The organism is Rhodocytophaga aerolata, assembly GCF_030503435.1.
Lineage (GTDB): Bacteria > Bacteroidota > Bacteroidia > Cytophagales > 172606-1 > Rhodocytophaga > Rhodocytophaga aerolata.
The window spans coordinates 197,186-220,280 of sequence record NZ_JAUKPO010000011.1 but is presented as its reverse complement, the minus strand read 5'-3'; the positions used below and the strand labels follow the sequence as shown (position 1 = coordinate 220,280).

Genomic DNA, 23,095 nt, shown 5'->3' with positions numbered 1-23,095 from the left:
CAAGCACGATGATCAGATTGTACTTAAATACATTCAACTTTTGACATGTACTTAGTAATTAATTAAATAAATGCTTGTTTATTCAAGCCATTATCCATTATTTAGTTAAAAATAGGAATATTGTTCAGCATACGTAAAATGGCTTTTTACCTTTTGTTCCTACTATCTACGTAAGATATCTTTTTCAGTAGAGAAAATAAATGGTTAAAGAAATGATAAGTGAGCCTGAATAATGCATTACTGCACAAGTATAGCTCAGTAGGACAGTGCTAATTTTTCGTTCTGCCTATGCATTTTCTGAATTACTATGTTAAACAATCCCTAAGAAACGAAATTTATCAATCACTTACTATAATTCATGAAATCAACGAATACTCAGTCAAGAAGAGATTTTCTCAAAAAATCTGCCGCTGCCCTTGCCGGATTCACCATTGTACCCAGGTTTGTATTGGGTGGCAAAGGATATCTGGCTCCCAGCGACCAGCTTACCAAAGCCGTAATTGGCGTAGGTTCTATGGGCCGTGGCCATTTTGAATATGCTGGTACCAGGGTAGTAGCGGTGTGTGATGTAGACCAGAATCATCTGAAGAAAGCCGTAGAAATGGTAGGAAAAGGGGTGAAGACATTCACTGATTACCGAGAGCTTATTCAGCTGCCCGAAGTGGATATTGTGCACATTGCTACGCCGCCTCACTGGCATGGCATTATGGCCGCCGATGCTGCCAAAGCCGGTAAAGACATCTGGTGCGAAAAACCCATGACCCGTACCATTGGGGAAGGCAAACGGGTGGTAGAAGCTGTACAGCAGCATGGCCGCATTTTCCGCCTCAATACCTGGTTCCGGTTCGAAGATATTTTTTATGGCATGCGTACTCCCGTAAAGCCCATTAAAAAACTGGTAGAAAGCGGATTACTAGGATGGCCCCTTAAAGTAACCGTAAGCAAACATACCGGCTTCGACTGGAAATTTTACTGGGTAGGCAAAACGAACCTGGAAGAAATGCCAGTACCTAAAGAACTCGATTATAACAAATGGTTAGGCCCGGCACCCTACAAACCCTATAATGCACACCGGGTGCATGGCACCTTCCGCGGCTACTGGGATTACGATGGCGGTGGACTGGGAGACATGGGACAACACTACTTAGATCCTATTCAATATTTCTTAGGAAAAGACGAAACCAGTCCGGTTTCTGTAGAGATAGATGCCCCCCAGCAACACCCCGATGCCGTAGGCACCTGGCGCAGAATTGAATACACTTATGAGGATGGCTGTAAAATCGTACTGGATGGCGAAGCTAGAGACGAAAATGTGGCCTATATCGAAGGACCCAAAGGAAAGTTATATGCTGGTTTCCGCTCTGATATTCCAGATCTGGAGAAGAAGTTAGCCGCTTTCCCGGACCCGGAGCCGCAGGTAACGAATTTTGTGGAGGCTGTAACAAAACGCCAGAAGTTTGCCCTCAACGAAGCCAATGGTTACCGTTCCTGCACACTGGTGAATATGGGCCTGGCTGCCTTGCGTTTGGGGCGTTCCCTGAAATTTGATCCGGTAAAACAAGTATTTATCGATGATGAGGGAGCCAACCGCCTGATTGACCAACCCATGCGGGCCGACTGGACAATTTAATTTTTCAACCTATTTTTTAGACCCTTTTAATTCAGCCTATACCTTTATTTTATACTATGAAGAGACTAGTAGTGATGCTTCTTGCAGCTATTTTGCTAAATAGCTCCGCAATTGCACAACAACAAGCCCAGGCCAGAAACGATCAGCGAACGGTTCCCACCAGGATTGCGGATGTACTGGCAAAATTACCTGCCAACGATGCCAAAACCTTAGATGCTGCGATGAATGAAATTGCCGGACTCGGCGAAAGTGGTATTACCGATATGGTAGCTATGCTGGCAGCTCCAGGCAATGGAGACAATACCGGACTAGAATATGCCATTGGTGGTTTTTCGCGGTACGTGATGCAGAAAGACAAAGAAGACTGGCGGCAAATGGCGGCTAAAGCCTATTGCCAGGCTTTAGAAAAAACAAGCGATAAGGAGAATAAGGCATTTATCATTAAACAGTTGCAAAATATAGCAAAAGATGAAACCGTATCTTACCTGCAAGCCTATCTGCAAGACGAACGTTTATGTGACCCAGCGGCCAGAGCTTTAATTAAAGTAAATTCCGCCCAGGCAAATAAAGTTTTGCTTGCTGCCCTGCAAAATGCTCAAGGTGCCTGCCGATTATCCTTGGTGGAAGCCTTAGGAGACAGCCGTGTTCCGGAAGCCGCGACTGCTATTACCCCTTTGGCAAACAATGAAGATAAAAAGCTGAAAAAGTTGGCTTTATATGCACTTGCCAATATAGCTGATCCCTCATCAGAGGCCGTGTTAGCCAAAGCTGCCCAGGAAGCTACCTATGTTTACGATATAACCAATGCTACTGCTTCTTATCTCTATTATATTCAGCGCTTAACTGAAACTGGAAAAGCCACACAAGCCGAAAAAATAGCCCAGACACTGCTCAATACTGCAACCGGAGAAAATCAGATACATACCCGTACAGCCGCTTTAAAGCTGTTAACTAATATACAAGGTGAGAAAAGTATGCCTCTGCTGCTGCAAGCTGCTACCGACAAAAATCCCGAATACCAGGCGGCTGCGCTGAAATTTGCTGCTCCTTACGTTACCCCATCCACTACTACTATGTGGCTGACAAAACTTAAGAAAGCCCAACCGCAGGCTCAGGCAGAGATCATTACTATGCTTGGAAAAAACAAAGCGGAAACTGCCTTGCCAACCGTGCTGAAAGCCTTGAAAGATAAAAATAAAGAAGTAAAGATTGCCGCTATCGGTGCTGCCGGCAGCTTAGGACAAGATCAGGTTTTGCCTCAGTTGCTGGAATTACTAAAAAAAGGCACAACTGAAGAAATAACTGCCGTACAACAGGCTTTGCTTACAATGAAGGGTACTACAGTGGTTTCCCGCGTGGCCGATGCCTTACCCAAATTGCCGGCTGCTGCACAGGCTTCTCTTATTTCTGTACTAGGTGCCCGTGGGGCGCATGAACGGGTAAAGGATGTATTTTCCTTTGTAAAAAATAGCGACACAACCGTCCGTATGGCTGCCCTGAAAGCCTTGCAAACCATGGTAAACCAGGAGAATTTACCTCAGCTATTCACGCTGCTCGATGAAACGTCTCAAGTAAAGGAAGTACAAGCCATACAACAGGCCGTAATAGCCGCCACCAAAGATTCAGGCGACCAGGCACAGCAGGCTACCTTGATTCTGCAACAGATGGAAAAAGTATCTGTAGATAAAAAGCCCATGTATTTTCCGGTACTGGCCAGTATAGGTGGTAAAAAATCCCTGGATGCGGTGGCAAAAGCCTTTGCTACTGGAGATGCCTCTACCAAAACTGCGGCCGTTGTGGCCTTATCCAAGTGGACCGATGCGATGGCGGCCAGTGAACTATACCGCATCAGCAAGCAGCCTAAAGAAAGCGCCTACCTGGATCAAGCCTTGAAGGGGTACGTAAACGCTATAAAAATAGCACCTTATGCTGCTGACCAGAAGCTGCTGATGTTGCGCAATGCCATGGAGGTGGCCAAAACTGCCGAACAGAAAAAGCTGATTGTGCGCGAAGTAGAGCGGAACAAAACATTTCCTGCCTTACCGTTTGCCGGAAAATACCTGACTGATGCCGATGCTCAGCAGGAAGCTGCCCAGGCTGTGATGAACATAGCCTTGTCGGATAATAAAGCCTATTATGGAACCATTGTAAAAGAGCTATTAACTAAAACCATAGATGTGTTGAAGGGCCAGGACAGTGAATACCAGAAAGAATCTATCCGCAAGTTTATCTCCGAAATGCCCGAAGGAGAGGGTTTTGTCTCTCTGTTCAATGGCAAGGACCTAAGTGGCTGGAAAGGATTAGTAGCAGACCCAATCAAGCGTAGTAAAATGGATGCCAAAACTATGGCCAAAGAACAAGCAAAAGCCGATGAGGAGATGCGTAATGGATGGAAAGTAGAAAATGGCGAACTATTATTTACTGGCAAAGGAAATAACCTGGCTACCGTGAAAAAATACGGCGATATTGAAATGTTCGTCGACTGGAAAATCTATGATGACGGGCATAAGGATGGGGATGCAGGCATTTACCTGCGGGGAACGCCACAAGTGCAGATATGGGATACTTCCCGGGTGAAAGATGGGGCGCAGGTAGGTTCCGGAGGCTTATATAATAATGAGAAAAATGAGAGCAAACCCCTGAAAGTAGCAGATAATCCGCTAGATGAGTGGAACACATTCCGCATTCTGATGAAAGGCGACCGGGTAACCGTATACCTGAATGGAGAACTGGTAACCGATAATGTGGTACTGGAAAACTACTGGGACCGTAACCTGCCTATATTTGCAGAAGAGCAGATTGAATTACAGGCGCACGGCTCCAGGGTTGCTTACCGGGATATTTATGTGCGGGAAATTCCCCGCCCCAAACCCTATGAACTTACGCCGGCGGAGAAAAAAGAAGGTTTTAAAGTTTTGTTTGATGGCACTAACATGCATAGCTGGATGGGCAATACCACAGATTATGTAATAGAGGACGGAACCATAGCCATTTACCCGGACAGAGGCGGCAAGGGCAATCTGTACACAAAGGACCAGTACAGTGATTTTGCTTTCCGGTTTGAGTTTAAGCTTACCCCAGGTGCTAATAACGGACTAGGCATCCGGGCGCCACTAGAAGGAGATGCAGCATATACCGGCATGGAGTTGCAGATTCTGGATAATGAAGCCGATATTTATAAAACCTTGCAACCCTACCAATACCATGGTTCCGTGTATGGAGTACTACCAGCAAAAAGAGGATTTCTGAAGCCAGTAGGTGAATGGAACGAGCAGGAAGTAATTGTTAAAGGCACCAAGATTAAAGTGATACTTAATGGAACGACTATTCTGGATGGCGACCTGACGGAAGCACGTAAAAAAGGTACCGCCGATGGTAAAGATCATCCCGGTATCCACCGCACTACCGGCCACATTGGGTTCCTGGGACATGGCAATATATTGTGGTTCCGGAATATCCGCATCAAAGATATGAGCAAGAAATGATACATAGCTGCTGAAATTTTTAGATTACCTGTAAAGTCCCTACGCATGAATAAGCAGAGCCATAGGATCGTTATCCTATGGCTCTTTTCGTTTTTATTAGATGCAAAATAGGCTATAGCTTATAATAAACCATTCGCTACAGCAAACCGGATTAATTCTCCCAATGACTTAGCGTTTATTTTACCTGTGATATTCTTCCGGTGTGTATGAACGGTATGAACACTAATATTCAGCCGATTGGCGATGTTTTTACTTCTGTGACCTTCAGCCACGAGTTTTATTACTTCTTTTTCGCGTTTACTTAACATAGGATGTTTCCTGTTTTGTTCGTTCAATTTTTTCTGTTTGCTGGGTTCCATCAGAATGGTCTATTATCCTTCATGATGTTACTTTCTACATACATTTGGCAAATTGCTTTAGCCGGTTTAAACACCGGAACTTTCTAACCTTCACCGTGTTGGCACTGGTCAGATTTAGTTGTGCGGCAATCTCTTCCAGGCTCTTGTTCTGATAATAGAAAAGAACCAGAAGCTGTCTGCTGACTTGATCGAGCTTATCTAATAAGGCATTTAATTGTTCATCCGTTAAAGATTCAACAGGTTTTGTTTCTTCTGGTACCGTATCTACTAAAGAAGTGATATCTATAGAAGACAGTTTTTGTTTGCGCAAAAAATAAAGCCAGTTTTGCCGGCATACAGCATATATATAGCTGCTTGCTTTACAGGTCAACACAAAATTTTCTTTTTGTAAGTTGCGGTAGAGTACAACCATAGCTTCCTGCAACAGGTCTATGGCATCTTCCCTGGAGCCATGATTATTGCGTATATATTTCCATACCATAGGAAAGCATTGCCTGGATAAAGCTTGATAAGCATCCGCACATCCTGTGCGTAATGCTTCTATTGACGGTTCCGGTGGAACTTTCTTAGTACGGAGTTTAGGGGTGTTATCAAAAAGCATGTGTGTAAAAGTTTACGTGAATACTAATTTTAAGTCCTTTTAGCAGAAAGACTGACGCGTTTGCCATCTTTCAGGCAGTACAGATTTTGGTTTCTGAAACCTTCTGTATAATTTTCTGTTTAATCAGCTTTACTTATGGCTATAGTTTATTATCAGGTGTTTAGGTTGCTGGTAATAGTCGGATAGCTACCCCCAGGTATCATCACTTTTTGCGAAAATTTTTTGGTTTTTTATACTAGCTGAGTGTAGCGCTTTTGGAGGTGCATAAGGCTGCTTATTCTTTTACTTAACCCGTAAACTATGACAGAAACGTTAACCTGTTTACCTATTGCCCGGACAGTTATTCAAACGCCTGTTCTTTCCAGATACCAATGGGACAGAACGCTTGCTCAGGCTTCCAGTAAGTGTGTGCAAGCGTATAGGTGTGGAGGCGAGTGCCAGATAAAAAAATGTCTGGATACGTGCCTGTTGCATATGCTTTATGAAGGTAGCCAAGAGGCGGAAAGGGCCATACAATACATATATCCCTTGTATTTTAAAGATCTGCTGAACTATGTGCAGGAGCAGGGCTGTGCGGAAACACAAGAAGCAGAAGATATTGTACAAACCGTGCTGATCGATTTTTTTGTGCGGGCGCAAAAAGTGAACATTCAATTACGGGAAGCTTCTTTGAAAGTATACCTGTGCCATGCTGTAAAGAACCGCTGGATAGACAAAACCAGGACTAAACCTTTCCGGGGATCTACCTCCGATAAGATATTAACCAACCAGACAGATACAGGGGAGATTACCATAGAGCAGGAGCTGGAAAAACAGAAAAGAATTTATGCCTTGCTTCAAAAAATATTTCCCAAAACGCAAGACAATTGCAGCAAAATTATGCGATATTACTTCTTCAAACTGATGTCCTATGAAGAGATTATGGAGACAGAAGTAGGGAAAAGCTATGGTTCTGTGGAAGCCTTGCGCAACAAAGTGCACCGTTGCAGCGAAAAGTTCAAACGTGTGTTAGCCGATGAGGCATTGTTGCGGGAGTTCGCAGATATATATGGTAAGGAAGGAATAAAGCTTAACAGATCTGGAGACCATCATGAAAAGGGATGATTACCAAGAACTGATTAGAAAATACTATAGGAAAGAGTTAAGTGAGGCAGAACTAGTACGTTTTAATCAATTACAGAACACAGCGGCGTTTGCAAAAAAACTTACGGAGTTTAAGCTCTTTCGTGATTTGTTTGATATGCAATCTTTATATGAGCAAACCCAGCTACTCATGTCTGGTATAGCTTTCCGTTCCGGTAAAGATACGTATTCAACCATTGTCCATGTCGCTATTGTAGATAATCATGTATCATTCAGCAAACAAATGGCAGAGACGATAGCGGCTTTCTCCGGATACCAGGTGCTTTGGGAAGCTATCAGTGGTCCAGCATGTATAAAAAATCTTTCTGCTCACCCGCTGCCAGATATTCTCCTGATTACGAACACCCGGCAGCCGGAGATGGACAGCTATCAGCTGGTAGCCTGGGTGAAAAGTAATTATCCGCAGATACAGATGCTAATTACAACCCAGGCAGAAGATGAATTGCTAGAGCAGATGCTGGAAGCGGGTGCAGGTAATTATGTGCGCAAAGATGCAGAACCGGTAGAATTAAAGAAAATGCTGGATAGCGCCGTTCGCCGGAAGTTGTACAAGGCTGACCCATTGGCTGCTCCTATACTGAAAAGTGCTATGCTGAAGCAGCCGCCTGTTGAAAGCAATAAACTGGCTTTGTTGTCGAAGCGGGAAATAGAAATTATAAAGCTTACCTGTAATGAATATTCGAGCAGTGTAATAGCCGAACGATTGAACTTATCTTCTCATACGGTTAATACACACCGGAAAAATATACTTCAGAAATTAGGCGTAAAAACTCAGTTAGGTTTGGTAAGGTTTGCCCTACAAAACGGGCTGATTGATTCTCCGTAAATTATTCGTGTAGATTATATAATTACAACATAGCCCAGTGATTCCGTCACTGGGCTATGTTAGTTTGTTTGACATCCTTAACTCTTTGGAAACAATTATTTGGGTGTCATACTGATAGAAACAACTTCTCCTTCCACAATCAAAGCACTTATATGGGTAGCCGGCGATTCAATCCGTATATCGGTACCGATAGCTACAGATGGCTGCTCAAAAACAGTTCCTTCCAAAATCCATTTTGCTACCAGTTTTCCAGGTTCATCTACAGGAGTAACTTCTTCTTTCTTTCTGGAAAATTCGTATCCGGAAACTAACCTGGGCAGTACGCCGGCAAATGCTTTTTCATTAGCCATAAAATCCATTGAACAATCTCCCATGTTTTGCACCAGGATACCCTGGGTTGGAGGCAGGTTAAGGCCCATCGGAAAAATCAACTCTGGTTTCTGACTGCGCGAATAAATGTCATCAAAATCACTGGACTGGCTGTATACTTTTTTGCTATCCGAGTAATTAGAGACGGCTTTCCAGAGGCTTGCCTGATTGCCACGTAGGTTACGGCTGCTGTAAATATCCTCCCGTATGCATTTGCGCATAAAAAGTGGTGCATCGTGCTCTGACTTAGCAAAAGTAGGTGAGGAATACCTCCACCGTCCCTGTTCTACGCAACTTGCCGGTATCACATTCTTAGAGAACGGAGGCAATAACAAGGTAGCATTTACTACTCTGTTCTGTTTAGAACCTTTTAAAAGGCTGCCTTCATAAATAAGCAAATAACACTCACTCTGGTTTATCACGGTAAGTTCCTGTACGGAACCGGCTGTATCTATTTCAGTAATCTGGGCTAACTCCTTAGACAGGGCTTGCGACAGCTCTATCACCGGTTTAGAAAACTCTGCTGCGGCATGTAAGGTATATATCTGTAGTTTTGCCCCATCTACAGGATACTCAAAAGGTGTAAATGCACAGGCTGAAACATATTCAGCTAGTTGTGCCTGCAATATATTCTTCATGCCCTTTGATTGCAGATTTTATCAAAGGTTACAGAGCTGTGTACATTAATTTAAATCACCCCGGAAATAAGATGAAACAGGAGCAGCCAGCCCAGATACTTTATAGAGAATAGCCGGCGGCCTGGCATAAGCAACAGGTATAGCTTCTTATATAGATAGGTGTAAGTCAGGAATGCTGCATGATATTTTTTCTGTGTAAGGTGCCCCACTTCCTCAACGATTCTATAACTTCCCCAAGCGATTTGCTATGAGGTGTTAACTCATAGGTGACCTTTACCGGATAGGTATCGTGTATCGTCCGCTTTACCAGGCCGTTTACCTCCAGATCACGCAATTCTTTGGATAGCATTCTATCGGTAATGCCATGAACTTCTTTGGCTATTTCTCCAAAACGCTTCTCTCCGAAAGTAAGCGCCACAATAATAGGTAGTTTCCATTTTCCATTCAATACATCGAGGGCATCTCTAACCGGCCGCAAGATGGATAAACATTCTGAGTGTTGTACGTCTGTTGGTTCCATAATAGATGGGAGGTTTTGCTGTTCACTATACTAGAGTATAGCGCTATACTATGGTATAGTACTATATTTCAGTAAGCAAATATAGCTAATTTTGTATAGGTATTAAAACAGTAGATCAATTATTACTATGGAAACAACAGCAAAAAACACATCCAAAGCATTGAATATTAGTTTGTGGATTGCACAACTTATTCTGGCAGCTATGTTTATTATGGCAGGCCTTCCAAAAATTACTACGCCTATACAAGAATTAGCTGCTTCGAATGAGATTCCGGAAGCGCTTGTCCGGTTTATAGGAATCGCAGAACTGCTGGGAGCAGCGGGCTTACTACTTCCGGGTATTCTTAACATTAAGCCTGTACTTACTTCTTACGCTGCTTTGGGCCTCTTTACGATTATGGTTCTCGCTTTTCTTTATCATATTTCAAAAGGGGAGTACGCCGGCGCAGGAATAACTGTTGCACTAGGATTACTTGCCGCTTTTGTTGCCTGGGGCAGATTTATAAAAGCTCCTGCCAGCTCAAAAGCTATTAGTCACGTGAGCAATTGATAATCCGCAACGAAAAATTACGTTTATTAGAAGGGGAAAAAGTATGTCAACAAGCAGAAAATTAGTTACTATACAGACACCACCCGCACAGCAGGGATTTTTGGGAGCAGGCCATATGGCCAGGCCTGTTATCCAGGTAGACTTTTCAGAAAGCGACCCTTTTATCATGCTGATGGACGATTGGCTCGATAAGCAAGATGAAGAACCTGTTGGCGGACCTCACCCGCATGCAGGTTTTGAAACGGTCTCCTTATTACTAGAAGGACAAATAGGAGATTCGGCTCACCAGATGACCGGGGGCGACTTGCAACTGATGACAGCTGGAAGCGGCATCATCCATACGGAAACCATAGATAAAAAAGCCAGGTTGCGGCTGTTGCAACTATGGTTGAATCTTCCTAAAAAAGACAGGTGGGCAAAGCCGCGGGTACAGAACCTGCCCTTGGCGCATGTGCCAACCGTATCAGAGAGTGGCGTAGAAATAAAGGTATACAGTGGCTCATTTGCCGGTATTACCTCTCCCATAGAAAATTATGTTCCGCTAATTATAGCGGATATTCACTTGCAAGCCGGTATTACTACCCGGCAGAATATTCCTGCCTCTTATACTACCTTTTTATATGTGATCGATGGAGGTGTGCAGGTAGGAGAGGATGAAAAGCACTTAGTGCAAGATCAGGTTGGCTGGTTGGATAGGCTTTCTGATCCAGGTCAAAGTGAATTGAAGCTAAAGGCTACAGACAAGGGAGCGCGTGTCATTCTCTATGCTGGGCAACCGCAAGGCGATCCTATTGTTTCTCATGGCCCATTTATCGGGGATACGCAAGAAGATATCAGGCGGCTGTACCAGGAGTTCAGGCAAGGTAAAATGGGGCACATTTCGGCAGTAGCAGAAAGCCAGCACCTTAACTGGTAACCCTTCAGCATAGAGCCCTGCACCTATTGAATCTTCCATAAATAAAAGAGCCTCTGATCTGTTTCAGAGGCTCTTTAGTCTTTGTAAAATAGTGCCTCTGCCGTTTTTGAATTCGAAAAACGGTTTACTGAACAACCTAAGTTGCCAGTAAAGGTATGTTATCCGACATTGCAGCTGTACGCTGATTGAGTATAAATTCAAGCAAAATAACCTCAGCGTTTAACCTACCCCTGTTCATGCAAATCAGAAACTGGAGATGTGAATTATATCAGTTGGTGCTAGCCATGCACCCTATGAATGATGAGTCTACAATAAATATCGATATGAGTTATAAACCCTCAGAGCTTTTTCTTTCTACAAAATACCCCTTTGATCCAGGTCATGTACGATAGCCACGAGAAGTGAAAAACTTAAAATCATAGAGGCAGCCAGAAGTAATTGTTCCATGTTGCAAACATAAGGGCTGTTTTGTATAAGGCCAATGCTAAAAACAAGGCTAATCTTACAAACACAATTGGGCAAATTCACTAAGAGTTGTAGGCAGTATGGTTTGAGAGACTACTGAATCTACTACATTCCGGGTAAGGCTCATTGCCAGATAGTATTATTTGCTAACATACACTGCATATAAATTTGCCCTTCCATAGAGCGAAGGTTTTTCCTGAAGCTTGATCACCTGAGTATAGCCTGCTTCTTCAAAAAGTAGCTTTAATTTATGGTAGCTTACCGGAAAAGGAACCCATCTGTTTGCCACCTCTGTATCGTATTCTACAATCAGAAAACTGGAGTTTTCTTTGAGATAGGCACCTAGTTTTTTAATCAAGGCTATTTTATCTTTCACAAAATGCAGGGAGTTTGCCATTAAGATACCATCCAGGCGGGGTAGTTGTAATTCATCCGTAATGAAGTTTGCCTGCTGCTGCCGGATAACTGTGTTTTTTGGATTGGGTAACTGGCTAAGCACAACTGCCTGCTGATCTACTGCATAAATCACACTGCCAGTGGGTAATAAGGAAGCTAAGGCGTAAGTAAACAGGCCGCTGCCACTCCCCAGATCTGCCCAGGCAGCCTTGTTTTCCTGAAATAAACCGTCATACCGGATAAGGTTAATAGCTTCTGATAGGTCCATATAGGTAGGTAAACAGATTAACTGATAAGGAGTTAGTAAAATAAACCAGGCAAACCTCTGCTGCAAGTTGCATAGCTTGGTGGCTTAGTCATTTACTTTCTGCCTATGCCGTAGTAAAGATAGCCAGCTACTTTGGGAACTCCCTTGGCATATTGTTTGGTAAGTGTTTCAAACCTGAATCCGGCTCCTTGAATCAATGTTTCTATATTCCGGTTCACATGGCATCCGTCTGCCATTACTTTTTGAATAGGCGTAACAACGTGTTGCCATTTTTGAATATGAGCTTCATTACTCAATCCATGCTCTACAAACAGGAATTTACCTTCCGGCTTCAACACACGGTAAATTTCTTCTAATGCTTTGCTGATGTTTTTGATGCTGCAAAGTGTCCAGGTACTTACAACGGTATCGAAAAAGGCATCGCCAAAGGGTAATTGCTTAGCATCGCCAATGTGGTACTCTACCTGTATAGCAGATTTTTCCATATGCTTGAACGCCAGTAGGTTCATACCTGCATTTACGTCTATGGTGTGTATCTTTTTCACAGATGCCGGGTAGTAAGGCAAGTTAAGGCCCGTACCAAATCCGATTTCCAGTATCTTCCCTCTGGCATGTGTTAAAATCTCTTTCCGGTAAAAGCCAGTCAGCTCGCCAGACATGCCTGCATTCATTAATCTCGGAAAGAGATACTTGGAATAGATACCCATGGCAAGTGTGAAACAGTTTTTAGATTTAGTACACAACACACCAGCTTTTTAAAGAGTTTTTCAGGATTGGCGAAAATTTATTTCCATCCTGCTGGGGCTATAAAACTTGATCAGCTTGAGTGTAGATTTATTCTGAACGTAAACCCAGGGCTGCCTGAAACTTCCCTGGTCACAACATATCTTAGAAATATCAAGTTTAAATCAGTCTATGGTACAACGAGCTGGCATTTTTCCTACCTTCTTTATTTCTGGTTTTGAATGTTCTACGTTTTTGTGGAAAGATAAAAACCGTCGTAATCTTATTGCCGAAACGCAACATGACCGCTTCGCCTGGAAAGATTATCAACTGCTGCGTGAGTGGGGAATTGCTGTTTCCAGAGAAGGTATTCCATGGCCATTGGTAGACAATAAAGGGGTATATGATTTCTCTCCGATAGATCCCATGATTGAGGCAATGAAGCAGCACAAAATACTACCGATCTGGGATCTTTGCCATTATGGGTATCCGGATGATCTGGACCCTTTCACAGATACCTTTACAAGCCGTTATGCGGCTTATTGTAAGGCAGCCGCCCGCTATGTAGCTGCCCGGATGGATGGACCTTACTTTTTTACACCTATCAATGAAATTACGTTCTTTTCGTTTTGCGGTGGGGAATGGGGTTGGGTAGCCCCTTATACTCACACAAAGGAAGACCGTTTCCGTTTTCGCCTAGCGCTATGCAAAGCAGCCATTGCCGGAGTAAAAGCTATACGGGAACTGATACCAGAAGCACGCATGGTACATATTGACCCCCTGGTTCAGGTGGTAGCCCCCAGAGACCGGCCCGACCAGCAGCAGGCCGCCTGGCACGAAACTTATGTAGATACTTTCTTAGCATGGGATGTTTTATATGGAAAAGAACACCCCGAATTGGGCGGCTCTCCAGAGATACTAGATATAGTGGGGGCTAATAATTATTCTTTCGGGCAAATGGAATACCGGGAACATGGTCCACACCAGGCGCTGCCTGCAGATGATGACCGCATAAAACCATTATGTGATTTGCTGCACCTGGTCTGGGAGCGGTACAAGCGCCCGCTGATTATTGGAGAGACCAGTGGTATGAATGAAGGCCGTGAGCACTGGCTACGGGATGTGATGGAAGAATCATTGGCGGCCGTAGAAGCTGGGATTGATTTGCACGGCATTTGTCTTTTTCCTGCGGTAGATATGCCCGACTGGCACACCGGAGAATGGCTACATAATGGCCTTTGCGATATTTCTGTAGAAGGCGATGAGTTAAAGCGGATTCCTTGCGAGCCTTATATTGCAGAGCTGCGTCGCTGGCAAAAAGAACTCAACCGTGTTACCACGCTGGATGAAAATCCCTTTAGTGATCCGGTAGAATTGCAGGATGTAATTGATGCAGCCAGGCGGCTTAAAAAGCAGCCGGATAAAAACTGGCATTGATGTTTAACAATCTGCCTGTTGTTCCTGGATATAGCTAGCCTGGCAGGTTAAAAAAATCTATTACTTTCTAAAATATATTTTCTGAAAAGCTAGAAATATACCTGTAATAACCGCCATAGACAAAGCAATGGGTGCGAAACCTGTATCTTTCGGCGGCTGTGATGGATGAATTTTCATAGGTTAAATTTTTTAAATGATGAAACTTGCCTGAATGCACACAAATTATTGCCTGTTATTGAATTTTCTGACCTGAAGAATTCTGTATACCAGAATGGCCAAACCAAATACCAGTAATCCTATCCGTAAGGCCAGATTGTTTGTATCTCCAAACTTCAAATCCAGGTACAACTGGTAGGCCAGGTAAATTACCAGGGCAGCTACGATAATAATATTTATATACTGATACTGTTTCATTCCATTGTTAAGTTTACATATGCCATCTCTGATCCATTGTTGGCTGTTACGGAACAAAGATAGTAGATTTAAGAATTTGTTTGCTTTGTTTGCAAAAAGCATCAACTATACAGAGAAAAGAAGTTGTTCAAAACTCCTTTCTCTGTATACGCTGGTAGGTTACTTACCGGATGCCTGCCCGGTGTCTGTTACACCAAACACAAATTCGCTACGGCCAGGAGTACCTTCCGGAGACACACCTTCCAGAATAGCTCTGTATTTGGTAGTGCGGTCGGCGGTATAAAAGCTAATCAACGCTTTTCCATTAGCATCTGTTTTTACAATTGGATTCCAGTAAAGGGTAGTCCGCAGGTCTGGCAGTTTGGTATCGGCTGTGCCATCATACCTGGGTGAGTAAAACTGACGTGTTTTGGCAAAGCCTCCGGCCCGGTGAATAATAATAAATTTCTTGCCGGTTTCATCTATCTCTTCATAGGTATCGCCGCCCCGCTTGGTATACACGGCAATTACACCGCCACTGGCCCTTCCGCCATAAATAGCCGAACCTGCTGCATTCTTTATCACCTCAATTCTGTCTACATCAAAGGCGCTGATGGCACCCATCGCTGAAGCATCCACCGGCACTCCATCTATCAGATACAAGGGTTGTCCTTGGCCGCGGATAGTAGCCCGGAAATCGTTAAACCCTCTCCGCTGAATTTGTAAACCAGCTACTCTTCCCTGCAACACTTCCAGAATATTACCGGAGGGCGGCACAGGCAGCTGGTTGCCACGCAGCACCACATCGGCCTGGTTATGCAGACGGAAAGGTTCTTCGATACGCGCTTTGCTTTCTACCACAATATCTTTCAACACAATATCGCCCAATGTTAGGGATTGAGATTCGTCTATTGAGTTAATCTGCTGAGAACTGGCTGTTATATACTCTTTGCTGGTGCTTGCCAGAAGCATATCCGCCCCAGGAACAGGTATTTGTGGCTGTGCCGGAATATAGTTCTTTTCATCCATCACTACCTCCACTTGATCTCTGCGGCCGCGGGCATCTGTACCTTGTATCACTAAACTTACGGTATCTGAAAAATTGAACCCTTCAAAAGCAAACTCCCCTTGTTCGTTGGTCTCTTCCACAATAAAAGTCTGGTGTTGATCTTTTAGGTAGAGAATTACTTCCCCATTGGCTACAGGCTTACCTTTCTTGGTGAGCAACTTGCCGCGGATAGTCAGGTCGGTTTCTTTAGCGAAAGATAATTGTGGCAATTGGCCGTCCAGCATCTGTTGCCATCCGAACCGCCGCCAGCCCTGGGTCATCATCAGGTAACGTAATGCTTGTTGTTTCTCCGCTGAAACGTCAGTGAAATAATAATTGGGCTCTTCTACATAGCCTTTCAGATCGGAAGTGAGCAGTAGGTGCGAAACAATACCTGGGGTATTAACCGCCGGGCTAACCAGTTCGTCATCTGTAACCGCTAGGGAGAAATCAGTTGCTACTGGCTGGCCTTTAGTATTTTTCGCTGTAATCACCATCGTCACTTTTTCACGGGTGCCATAGGTTTGTTGATTAGTATTGATAGCCAGTTGTAGCTGGTCCTGGTGATTGACAAAAGCTAAGCGTTCAGCCAGTGGTTCGCCCGAAGGTTCACTTATGGTAAAGCGGACAATGCCGGTCGGAAACTTATCTTTTGGTATGTTCACCGCCAATTGATTGCCTTGCCAGTTAATGGACTCCGTATAAAGTAATTGATTTTGGGAGATGCCAGTCAGTAGCAAGGACTTGGCATTTGGTACGTTTGTTTGTACGTGTATGCGTATCTGGTTTTTGTCTGAAACTTCGTCTACCGCTAAGATATAACCTTGAGCTTTGGTTGCTGGCAGTGGATAGTCTATGACGGTTCCATTGCTGAAAGGTACTTTGAGAAAATACCGTTTCCCCTGTTCCGGTGTCAATTCAAAAGCTCCCATGCCCAGATGGGCGCTTTTTACTGCCTGTACTTTGCTTCCATCCTGGTCGTACAATGTACCCTGAAGGGCTACACCCTGCCCCTGCGGATTAATAGCTTTGAATGCTACCTTAGAAGCTAAACCAGTAACCAGGTCGCCGCCTTCCGGAAAAAATTGTAGATCTACTGTTTGCTGGGCTGTGGCTTTGGTGGTTTCTTCCTTCACTTGGTCTGCCGGGTTCCAGATCTGGATTTCCTGATGGAAAAAATTCTCTTCTCCAAAGTTACGCATCCAATTGGTGTAAGCTGTCAGGCGGTATTTTCCGCTTGCCAAAGAGTCGGGCAAGGTGATGCTGCTGGCTGCTTTGCCTCCTTCCGCTTTTAATACTACTCTTTGAGCTGGTTTACCGCTTGCATTGATCAAGTCTACATAAATAACCTGGCTGCCAGCCACCGGTTTTGTCTGGGAAGCATCCTGTAAATAGGCTTTCAGCCAGATGGTTTCGCCAGCCGAATAATAGGGCTTGTCCAGGTGCAGGTATAGTTTCTCGGCACTATAGTCGGTGCGTAGCTTTTGCAAATACTGTTCAATCCTTTTAACAAGCGGCTCGTTGTTGCCGCTAATCATGATAAAGGAAGACAATACCAGTACTAGTAAACTTAGTCCTGTTATCTGATATATTTTTTTATGTTTGTTCTCCATTGGTTATCTATCTCTAAGTGTCTGCCATGAGGTACATGGACTCTGTATAAAGTAGAACAAAATAATGGAGCAATGGGTTTGTCCGGAATGGAATTATTGAATAGAGTTGGTAAAAATAAAGCCACCTAGGTGGCTTTATTTTAGTGTGCTAATCTACCTCCTGGAATCTCTCATCCCCACACATTCGTACGATACGTGGCATAAACGTACCTAGCACGTCTACCAGGTCTTGTTGATAGGCCATTACTTGGTGAATATCTTTATAGACCATTGGTGCTTCGTCCAGGCCGGAACCTAGCAGTTCTACGCCAGCCTGCAGTAAATGTGCAGCAACCGTTTTCTTATTCAAGGTTTCTTTGGCTTTTGTTCGGGATAATACTCTTCCGGCTCCATGAGAAGCAGAGTTTAATGCCTGAGGTTCTCCTTTTCCCCGCACAATAAATCCAGGAGAGGCCATGGAGCCTGGGATAATACCTAGTACCCCTTTTCCGGCAGGTGTAGCCCCTTTCCGGTGCACAATAATTTCATTCCCAGTGGCATCTTTTTCTTTCCAGGCAAAGTTATGGTGATTTTCTATCATGGTTAGCGGGGTAGCTCTCAAGCCAACCGCCAGCCGCTGATGAATCTGATGATGGCAGGCAGAGGCATAGTCTCCGGCCAGGTTCATGGCCTGCCAGTATTCAGCACCAGCTTCTGAATCCAGATCTAACCAGGCCAGGTGTTTGGCTTCCTGAGGTAATTTGCAAGCTTCCATAGCTACTTTGGTATAATGTGCTGCAATGGCAGCCCCCATACCTCTGGAACCAGAATGCGAAAGTACAGCCAGGTATTGTCCGGCCGGAAGGGCAAATTCATTCGCTGCAGAAAGAAGCTCTACTATGCCAAACTCTACAAAATGGTTTCCTCCACCAGAAGAACCGATCTGTTTATAGGCTTTGTCTTTCAATCCTTTTACGATAGCAATTTCCAAGAATTCTTTTCGTTCAAAAATGGCGTTGTCCAGGGGTTTTTTGAAGGTAGCGGTACCAAACTGGGTGTTATTAAGCAGCAATTTTTTAAAATCCTCTTTTTTCTCGTCCAGCAGGGAAACCGGCAGGTCATATAAGGTCATACACATACGGCAACCAATATCTACCCCAACTCCATAAGGAATGACGGCATTTCTGGTGGCTAGTACACCGCCAATAGGTAAGCCATAGCCAGGATGGGCATCGGGCATTAAGGCTCCCCCCAGGGTGATGGGTAGTTTCATGGCTACCTGCATTTGCTTGACTGCCCCGGCTTCAATAGCTTCGGCTCCATAAATCTGATACTCTTTTTGCGCGACTAATGAAAGTGTATCTGAAGGTTTTTGAATTAAGGCTTCGGCAAGGTCTTTCAGTTCGGCATGTGCTAGATAGGCAGCCGGTTGGGCAAGTAAAAGACTTAAGAGTTGCAGGGTTTCTTCCCGGGTTTGAGTGGTAACTATTTTTTCCATCAGTTGCAAGGCCATGCCAATAACTTTACCTTCCGGATAACCCAGTTGACGTAAATCTTTTCCGGTTACTGTGGCCGCTTGAGTGAATTGTATCTGTTCCATAAAAGTTTATTTTCTGAGAATAGCTATTTTGTTAAATCTTACTTCAAAGCAATGGGCTTGCTGCGCAGTGTTTTTGCGTAGAGAAAAGTTTTTTTTATTTTTCTAAAAACATCCTGTTATGCCAGTAAACCGCAATGCCCTTATCCGCTACCGCACGCTTGACAATTGCCTGCGAAACCGCTACCGCAAGTGGACGCTGGAAGATCTGATTGAAAAGTGCTCCGAAGCCTTGTATGAGTATGAAGGCATTGATAAGGGGGTTAGCCGGCGTACCGTGCAAATGGATTTGCAGATGATGCGCAGCGATAAGCTAGGCTATAATGCGCCTATTCAGGTGATCGATAAAAAATATTATACCTATGAAGATCCCAGTTACTCCATCACGAACATTCCCCTCACAGATGGTGATCTGACGAAGCTATCTGAGGTGGTAGATATTCTGAAGCAGTTCAAAGGATTTAGCCAATTTCAAGACCTGGGGGAGATTGTACAGCGGCTGGAAGACAAAATATATACGTCTAAAACCAAATCGGAAACCTTTATTGATTTTGAGAAAAACGATCATCTGAAAGGGTTGGAGCATATCCCTACCCTTTACACAGCTGTACAAAAGAAAAAGGCTATTTTGCTTAGTTACCAGTCGTTTAAAGCCAGGGAGGCAAGTACATTTGTCTTTCATCCGTACTACCTGAAAGAGCACCGCAACCGATGGTTTGTGTTGGGCTGTAAAGGCAAAGGAGATCCGCTGCTGAACCTGGCTCTAGACCGCATTATGGGCATAGAGGAAACAGACGAGCCTTTTACTCCGTGTGTAGACATTGACTTGAAAGGATATTTTAAACATGTGATTGGGGTAACGGTAAACCTGAATCAGGAACCTATGGAAGTAGTGCTGTTTTTTGAACAGAAAATAGCTCCATATGTGCTCACTAAACCTATGCACCCGTCCCAAAAACTAGTAGAAAAGCACAGCAACGGCGTGGTTATTTCTTTGTATGTGCAGCATAATTATGAGCTGGAAAAGGAGGTTCTAAGCTTTGGCGATTCGGTAAAAGTGCTGGCACCGGAAAGACTGAAACGCTGCATCAAAGACACCCTGGCACATGCTCTGGATCAGTACAGTTATGAAATCCATCAAGCCAAGCTGGAAAACCAGATCCGGAAGCTTACCCATACTGGCTTTACTATTCTGCCACATGTGTTTACCAAAAAGGAAATGAGCCATGTGAAAACACTTATTGCCAAAGCCTACCCTCCCACGGGGGAAGGCAAGCCTGTACATGCCGTGAGAAATTTTCTGCAGGAGATCAAAGGTTTGCAACATGTACTGTTCAACCAGAACCTGAAAACCATTCTTTCGGCCATTAGTCCGGGGCTTTTTCTTTCCAAAGCCATTTATTTCGATAAACCGCCTCTATCCAACTGGTACGTTACGTGGCATCAGGATACAACTATTACCGTGAAGGAAAAAATAGAAACAGTAGGTTTTTTCGGATGGACCAAAAAAGAAGACCTGATAGGCGTTTGCCCGCCAGAAGACGTACTGAAAAATACGGTGACTATCCGTATTCATTTAGACGATACGGATGAAAAAAATGGTGCCTTGAAAGTAATTCCGGGTTCACACAACAAAAGGCTGTCGGATGAAGAAATAGCCCTGATCACTCAGAATAGTTTACCATTTACCTGTGAGGTAGGATGCGGAGGTATACACCTGATGAAGCCTTTGCTTTTGCATGCCTCTTCCAAAACCATAAACCAGAAACACCGGCGGGTAATCCATCTGGAATTCACTACAGCTGACTTACCCAATGGCCTGGAGTGGGCAGAAAAAGTACTTTTCTAATTAGGTATCTTTGACTTTTATAGGGATAGGTTGTACTTTTCTGTAACCATTGTTTGCTATCTATGCCGCCTGTTGATATCTATCAATATAAATCCTATCTGTTTACCATTGCCTATCATATGCTAGGGGAGGTGCCAGCCGCTGAAGACTTGGTGCAGGATACGTTTGAAACATGGCTACAGGCAGACCGTTCGCAGGTAAAAGAAGTAAAAGCTTATCTGAGCCGTATTCTTATTAACAAAGCACTGGCCAGGCTTGAACAAGTAAAAAAGCAGCGGGAGGTGTACAAAGGCATTTGGCTGCCCCAGCCGTTATTCGCTGAGCAAGGCCTGCCAGAGGAATACACCCTGGAGTACGCCCTGCTTTTCTTACTCGAAAAATTGAATCCGTACGAGCGGGCTGTATTTGTGCTAAAAGAGGTATTTGCCTATTCCCACCAACAGATTGCCGATACCTTGCAAATAACTTCTGATAACTGCCGGCAGCTTTTCCACCGGGCAAAAGAAAAAGTACGCAAGGGAGGGTTGCAGCAGCCTGCAGAGGTAGCCAAACAACAAGCCCTGCTGAATGCTTTACTTAGAGCCATGCATGAGAAAGACCTTTCTCAGCTTGAAGAGTTTTTCTGGGAAGATATTGTGATGTATCAGGATGGGGGAGGCAAAGTGGCTGCTGCCCTCAAACCTATTTATGGAGGCAAAAACATACGCAAATTCCTGAAATATATCTTGCAGTTAGACCCTGAGACGCTTCTTGAGGGAAAACTTATCTGGATGAATGGAGCCTGGGGTATTTTATTCTACCTGAATTCTGTACCAGATACAGTGGGAACCGTCGAGATAGATGGAGATAAAATACGCAACCTGTTTTTCATCCGAAATCCTGATAAAATTATCCTACCTTAACTAGCTGATGGGTTGCAGGTTCTACATAATCGTTGTGGAAGACGAAAAATAGTTTTTATTTTTTGTCACATCCAACGGCTTTTGCCCTCATAGGGGTAAAAACTTTTAAAACCTATGGAAACCCGTTTAACACCTATTGAACAGCCTGCAGGGCTTATGAAACTGATGTATGCCTTCTCCAAATACCTGTTTGGTAAAGTGCTCAGTCCGCTGAAGATCGCGTATGCCCGACTACCTTTAGGCTTCAGTCTGTTTTCTAATAAGATAAGCCGGCTGGAGAAGAAAATGGTTCTGAAAAGAGAACTGGTTTTGTTAATCCGGCACCACGTAGCACAGATTAATACCTGCAGCTTTTGCATGGATATTGGAATTGCATTTGCCCTTAAAGCCCACCAGAATACGGAGAAGTTTTATCACCTGGATGAACTGATGACTAGCCCGTTGTACAGCGATGCCGATCGGGCTGCCCTGCTTTTTGCCCAGGAATTAACCCTGGAAAAGAAAGTATCAGATGCTACGTTTGGCAGAGCCCAGCATTATTTTTCAGACCGGGAACTGGTAGAGATTGCCTGGATTGTATCTACAGAGCACTACTACAATCTGATGAATCTGGCCTTCAACATTCACTCCGATAATTTGTGCCAGCTAGAAAGAATGCCCGGCAAGAAAAAAGAAGTTGAGGTATAGGCGGCCGTATCTCACCGGAAGGATTTCTATTTAATAAGTACTCCCATGTAAATAAGCAATACATCTTCTGTTGCATTGCTTATTTACATGAGAATGCTGGCAAAACCTATTATGCTTGTAAACAGTAAACAACCCTGTTATGCAAGTGCCAAGTTTACAACTACAAGTATGTACGGAGAATGAAATACCCACCATTCTGAGAGTGGCTATACAATCGTACCGGGAACATTATACCTATTTATGGACGGATAAAGGAGAAAATTATATTGCCCGTAACTTTACACCGGAAACGCTTGCCAGAGAACTGCAAGCTGAGAAAAGTTATTTTTACCTGGTGCAGCTAGAAAGTGAACCGGTGGGCTTTTTGAAGATCAACAATGAAAAGCCGCTAGCTCCCTACCCGGCAACAGCGTGTCTGGAGCTGGAAAGAATTTACCTGCTCAAACAGGTTTCTGGGAAAGGAATAGGCAAGGCAGCTATAGAATTCGTTTGCCAAGTAGCTGCGGAATGGAACAAACGTTTTGTCTGGCTAAAAGCTATGGATAGCAGCCCTGCCAGAGGGTTTTATGAGAAAATGGGCTTCACCAGGAAAGAAGCTTTTAGGCTAGATTTTCCCTTTATGAAAGATGAACACCGGACCATACTAGTAATGGAGAAGAGTATATAAAAAAAGAGCTGCACAAAATGCAGCTCTTTTAAGT

At 44.0% G+C, this 23,095-nt stretch carries 20 protein-coding genes; 11 read left to right on the top strand and 9 right to left on the bottom strand.

The genetic code is table 11. The features are described from left to right. Positions 1 to 358: 358 nt before the first annotated feature. Together Q0590_RS19275 and Q0590_RS19270 are read left to right on the top strand one after the other, a co-directional pair. Positions 359 to 1,630, top strand: a complete 1,272-nt coding sequence (locus tag Q0590_RS19275) for a Gfo/Idh/MocA family oxidoreductase (RefSeq protein ID WP_302039226.1) — start codon at positions 359 to 361, stop codon at positions 1,628 to 1,630. 56 nt (positions 1,631 to 1,686) lie between these two features. Further along, positions 1,687 to 5,115 (top strand): DUF1080 domain-containing protein, encoded by a 3,429-nt coding sequence (locus Q0590_RS19270; protein ID WP_302039225.1) that lies wholly within the window; start codon positions 1,687 to 1,689, stop codon positions 5,113 to 5,115. A 119-nt stretch (positions 5,116 to 5,234) separates the two neighbouring features. Here the strand turns inward: Q0590_RS19270 and Q0590_RS19265 are convergent, their stop codons facing one another. Together Q0590_RS19265 and Q0590_RS19260 are read right to left on the bottom strand one after the other, a co-directional pair. Further along, positions 5,235 to 5,474, bottom strand: coding sequence for a response regulator transcription factor (locus tag Q0590_RS19265; RefSeq protein ID WP_302039224.1), 240 nt, complete (start codon positions 5,472 to 5,474; stop codon positions 5,235 to 5,237). Between the two features lie 34 nt (positions 5,475 to 5,508). Next, positions 5,509 to 6,075, bottom strand: coding sequence for an RNA polymerase sigma factor (locus tag Q0590_RS19260; protein ID WP_302039223.1), 567 nt, complete (start codon positions 6,073 to 6,075; stop codon positions 5,509 to 5,511). A gap of 300 nt (positions 6,076 to 6,375) precedes the next feature. Here Q0590_RS19260 and Q0590_RS19255 point away from each other — a divergent pair, with 300 nt between their 5' ends. Together Q0590_RS19255 and Q0590_RS19250 are read left to right on the top strand one after the other, a co-directional pair. Beyond that, positions 6,376 to 7,179 carry an RNA polymerase sigma factor gene (locus Q0590_RS19255; RefSeq protein WP_302039222.1) on the top strand — a complete coding sequence of 268 codons (804 nt, stop codon included), beginning with the start codon at positions 6,376 to 6,378 and terminating at the stop codon, positions 7,177 to 7,179. Then, positions 7,166 to 8,044, top strand: a complete 879-nt coding sequence (locus Q0590_RS19250; protein WP_302039221.1) for a LuxR C-terminal-related transcriptional regulator — start codon at positions 7,166 to 7,168, stop codon at positions 8,042 to 8,044. The genes Q0590_RS19255 and Q0590_RS19250 overlap by 14 nt, the downstream gene beginning before the upstream one ends. Positions 8,045 to 8,139: 95 nt before the next feature. Here Q0590_RS19250 and Q0590_RS19245 read toward each other — a convergent pair whose 3' ends face one another. Together Q0590_RS19245 and Q0590_RS19240 are read right to left on the bottom strand one after the other, a co-directional pair. Further along, positions 8,140 to 9,051, bottom strand: a complete 912-nt coding sequence (locus Q0590_RS19245) for an ARPP-1 family domain-containing protein (RefSeq protein WP_302039220.1) — start codon at positions 9,049 to 9,051, stop codon at positions 8,140 to 8,142. A gap of 166 nt (positions 9,052 to 9,217) precedes the next feature. Beyond that, positions 9,218 to 9,571, bottom strand: coding sequence for a winged helix-turn-helix transcriptional regulator (locus tag Q0590_RS19240; protein WP_302039219.1), 354 nt, complete (start codon positions 9,569 to 9,571; stop codon positions 9,218 to 9,220). A gap of 127 nt (positions 9,572 to 9,698) precedes the next feature. On the opposite strand from Q0590_RS19240, the gene Q0590_RS19235 reads away from it, so the two are divergent. Next, the gene (locus Q0590_RS19235) at positions 9,699 to 10,121 is read left to right on the top strand and encodes a DoxX family protein (protein ID WP_302039218.1); all 423 of its coding nucleotides are present in this window, start codon (positions 9,699 to 9,701) and stop codon (positions 10,119 to 10,121) included. A gap of 43 nt (positions 10,122 to 10,164) precedes the next feature. Next, positions 10,165 to 11,037: a pirin family protein gene (locus Q0590_RS19230; protein ID WP_302039217.1), complete on the top strand. Its 873-nt coding sequence runs from the start codon at positions 10,165 to 10,167 to the stop codon at positions 11,035 to 11,037. A gap of 604 nt (positions 11,038 to 11,641) precedes the next feature. On the opposite strand, the gene Q0590_RS19225 is transcribed toward Q0590_RS19230, so the two are convergent. Both Q0590_RS19225 and Q0590_RS19220 read right to left on the bottom strand, forming a co-directional pair. Further along, positions 11,642 to 12,166: a class I SAM-dependent methyltransferase gene (locus Q0590_RS19225; protein ID WP_302039216.1), complete on the bottom strand. Its 525-nt coding sequence runs from the start codon at positions 12,164 to 12,166 to the stop codon at positions 11,642 to 11,644. A gap of 92 nt (positions 12,167 to 12,258) precedes the next feature. Continuing rightward, positions 12,259 to 12,873, bottom strand: a complete 615-nt coding sequence (locus Q0590_RS19220; protein ID WP_302039215.1) for a class I SAM-dependent methyltransferase — start codon at positions 12,871 to 12,873, stop codon at positions 12,259 to 12,261. Between the two features lie 208 nt (positions 12,874 to 13,081). On the opposite strand from Q0590_RS19220, the gene Q0590_RS19215 reads away from it, so the two are divergent. Then, complete coding sequence (locus tag Q0590_RS19215; protein WP_302039214.1) at positions 13,082 to 14,326, top strand: glycoside hydrolase family 1 protein; 1,245 nt, start codon at positions 13,082 to 13,084, stop codon at positions 14,324 to 14,326. 222 nt (positions 14,327 to 14,548) lie between these two features. Here the strand turns inward: Q0590_RS19215 and Q0590_RS19210 are convergent, their stop codons facing one another. From Q0590_RS19210 to Q0590_RS19200, 3 genes are all read right to left on the bottom strand, one after another. Beyond that, positions 14,549 to 14,740: a hypothetical protein gene (locus Q0590_RS19210; protein WP_302039213.1), complete on the bottom strand. Its 192-nt coding sequence runs from the start codon at positions 14,738 to 14,740 to the stop codon at positions 14,549 to 14,551. A gap of 159 nt (positions 14,741 to 14,899) precedes the next feature. Continuing rightward, positions 14,900 to 17,380, bottom strand: a complete 2,481-nt coding sequence (locus Q0590_RS19205; RefSeq protein ID WP_302039212.1) for a TonB-dependent receptor — start codon at positions 17,378 to 17,380, stop codon at positions 14,900 to 14,902. Between the two features lie 148 nt (positions 17,381 to 17,528). Further along, a complete protein-coding gene (locus tag Q0590_RS19200) occupies positions 17,529 to 18,959 on the bottom strand; it encodes an RtcB family protein (RefSeq protein ID WP_302039211.1) in 1,431 nt (476 codons plus the stop codon). 118 nt (positions 18,960 to 19,077) lie between these two features. On the opposite strand from Q0590_RS19200, the gene Q0590_RS19195 reads away from it, so the two are divergent. The 4 genes from Q0590_RS19195 (at position 19,078) to Q0590_RS19180 (ending at position 23,061) form a co-directional block, all read left to right on the top strand. Continuing rightward, positions 19,078 to 20,805, top strand: a complete 1,728-nt coding sequence (locus Q0590_RS19195) for a WCX domain-containing protein (protein ID WP_302039210.1) — start codon at positions 19,078 to 19,080, stop codon at positions 20,803 to 20,805. A gap of 62 nt (positions 20,806 to 20,867) precedes the next feature. Continuing rightward, positions 20,868 to 21,707 carry a sigma-70 family RNA polymerase sigma factor gene (locus Q0590_RS19190; RefSeq protein ID WP_302039209.1) on the top strand — a complete coding sequence of 280 codons (840 nt, stop codon included), beginning with the start codon at positions 20,868 to 20,870 and terminating at the stop codon, positions 21,705 to 21,707. A gap of 114 nt (positions 21,708 to 21,821) precedes the next feature. After that, positions 21,822 to 22,394: a carboxymuconolactone decarboxylase family protein gene (locus Q0590_RS19185; protein ID WP_302039208.1), complete on the top strand. Its 573-nt coding sequence runs from the start codon at positions 21,822 to 21,824 to the stop codon at positions 22,392 to 22,394. Positions 22,395 to 22,533: 139 nt separating this feature from the next. Then, positions 22,534 to 23,061: a GNAT family N-acetyltransferase gene (locus Q0590_RS19180; protein ID WP_302039207.1), complete on the top strand. Its 528-nt coding sequence runs from the start codon at positions 22,534 to 22,536 to the stop codon at positions 23,059 to 23,061. Positions 23,062 to 23,095: the final 34 nt, after the last annotated feature.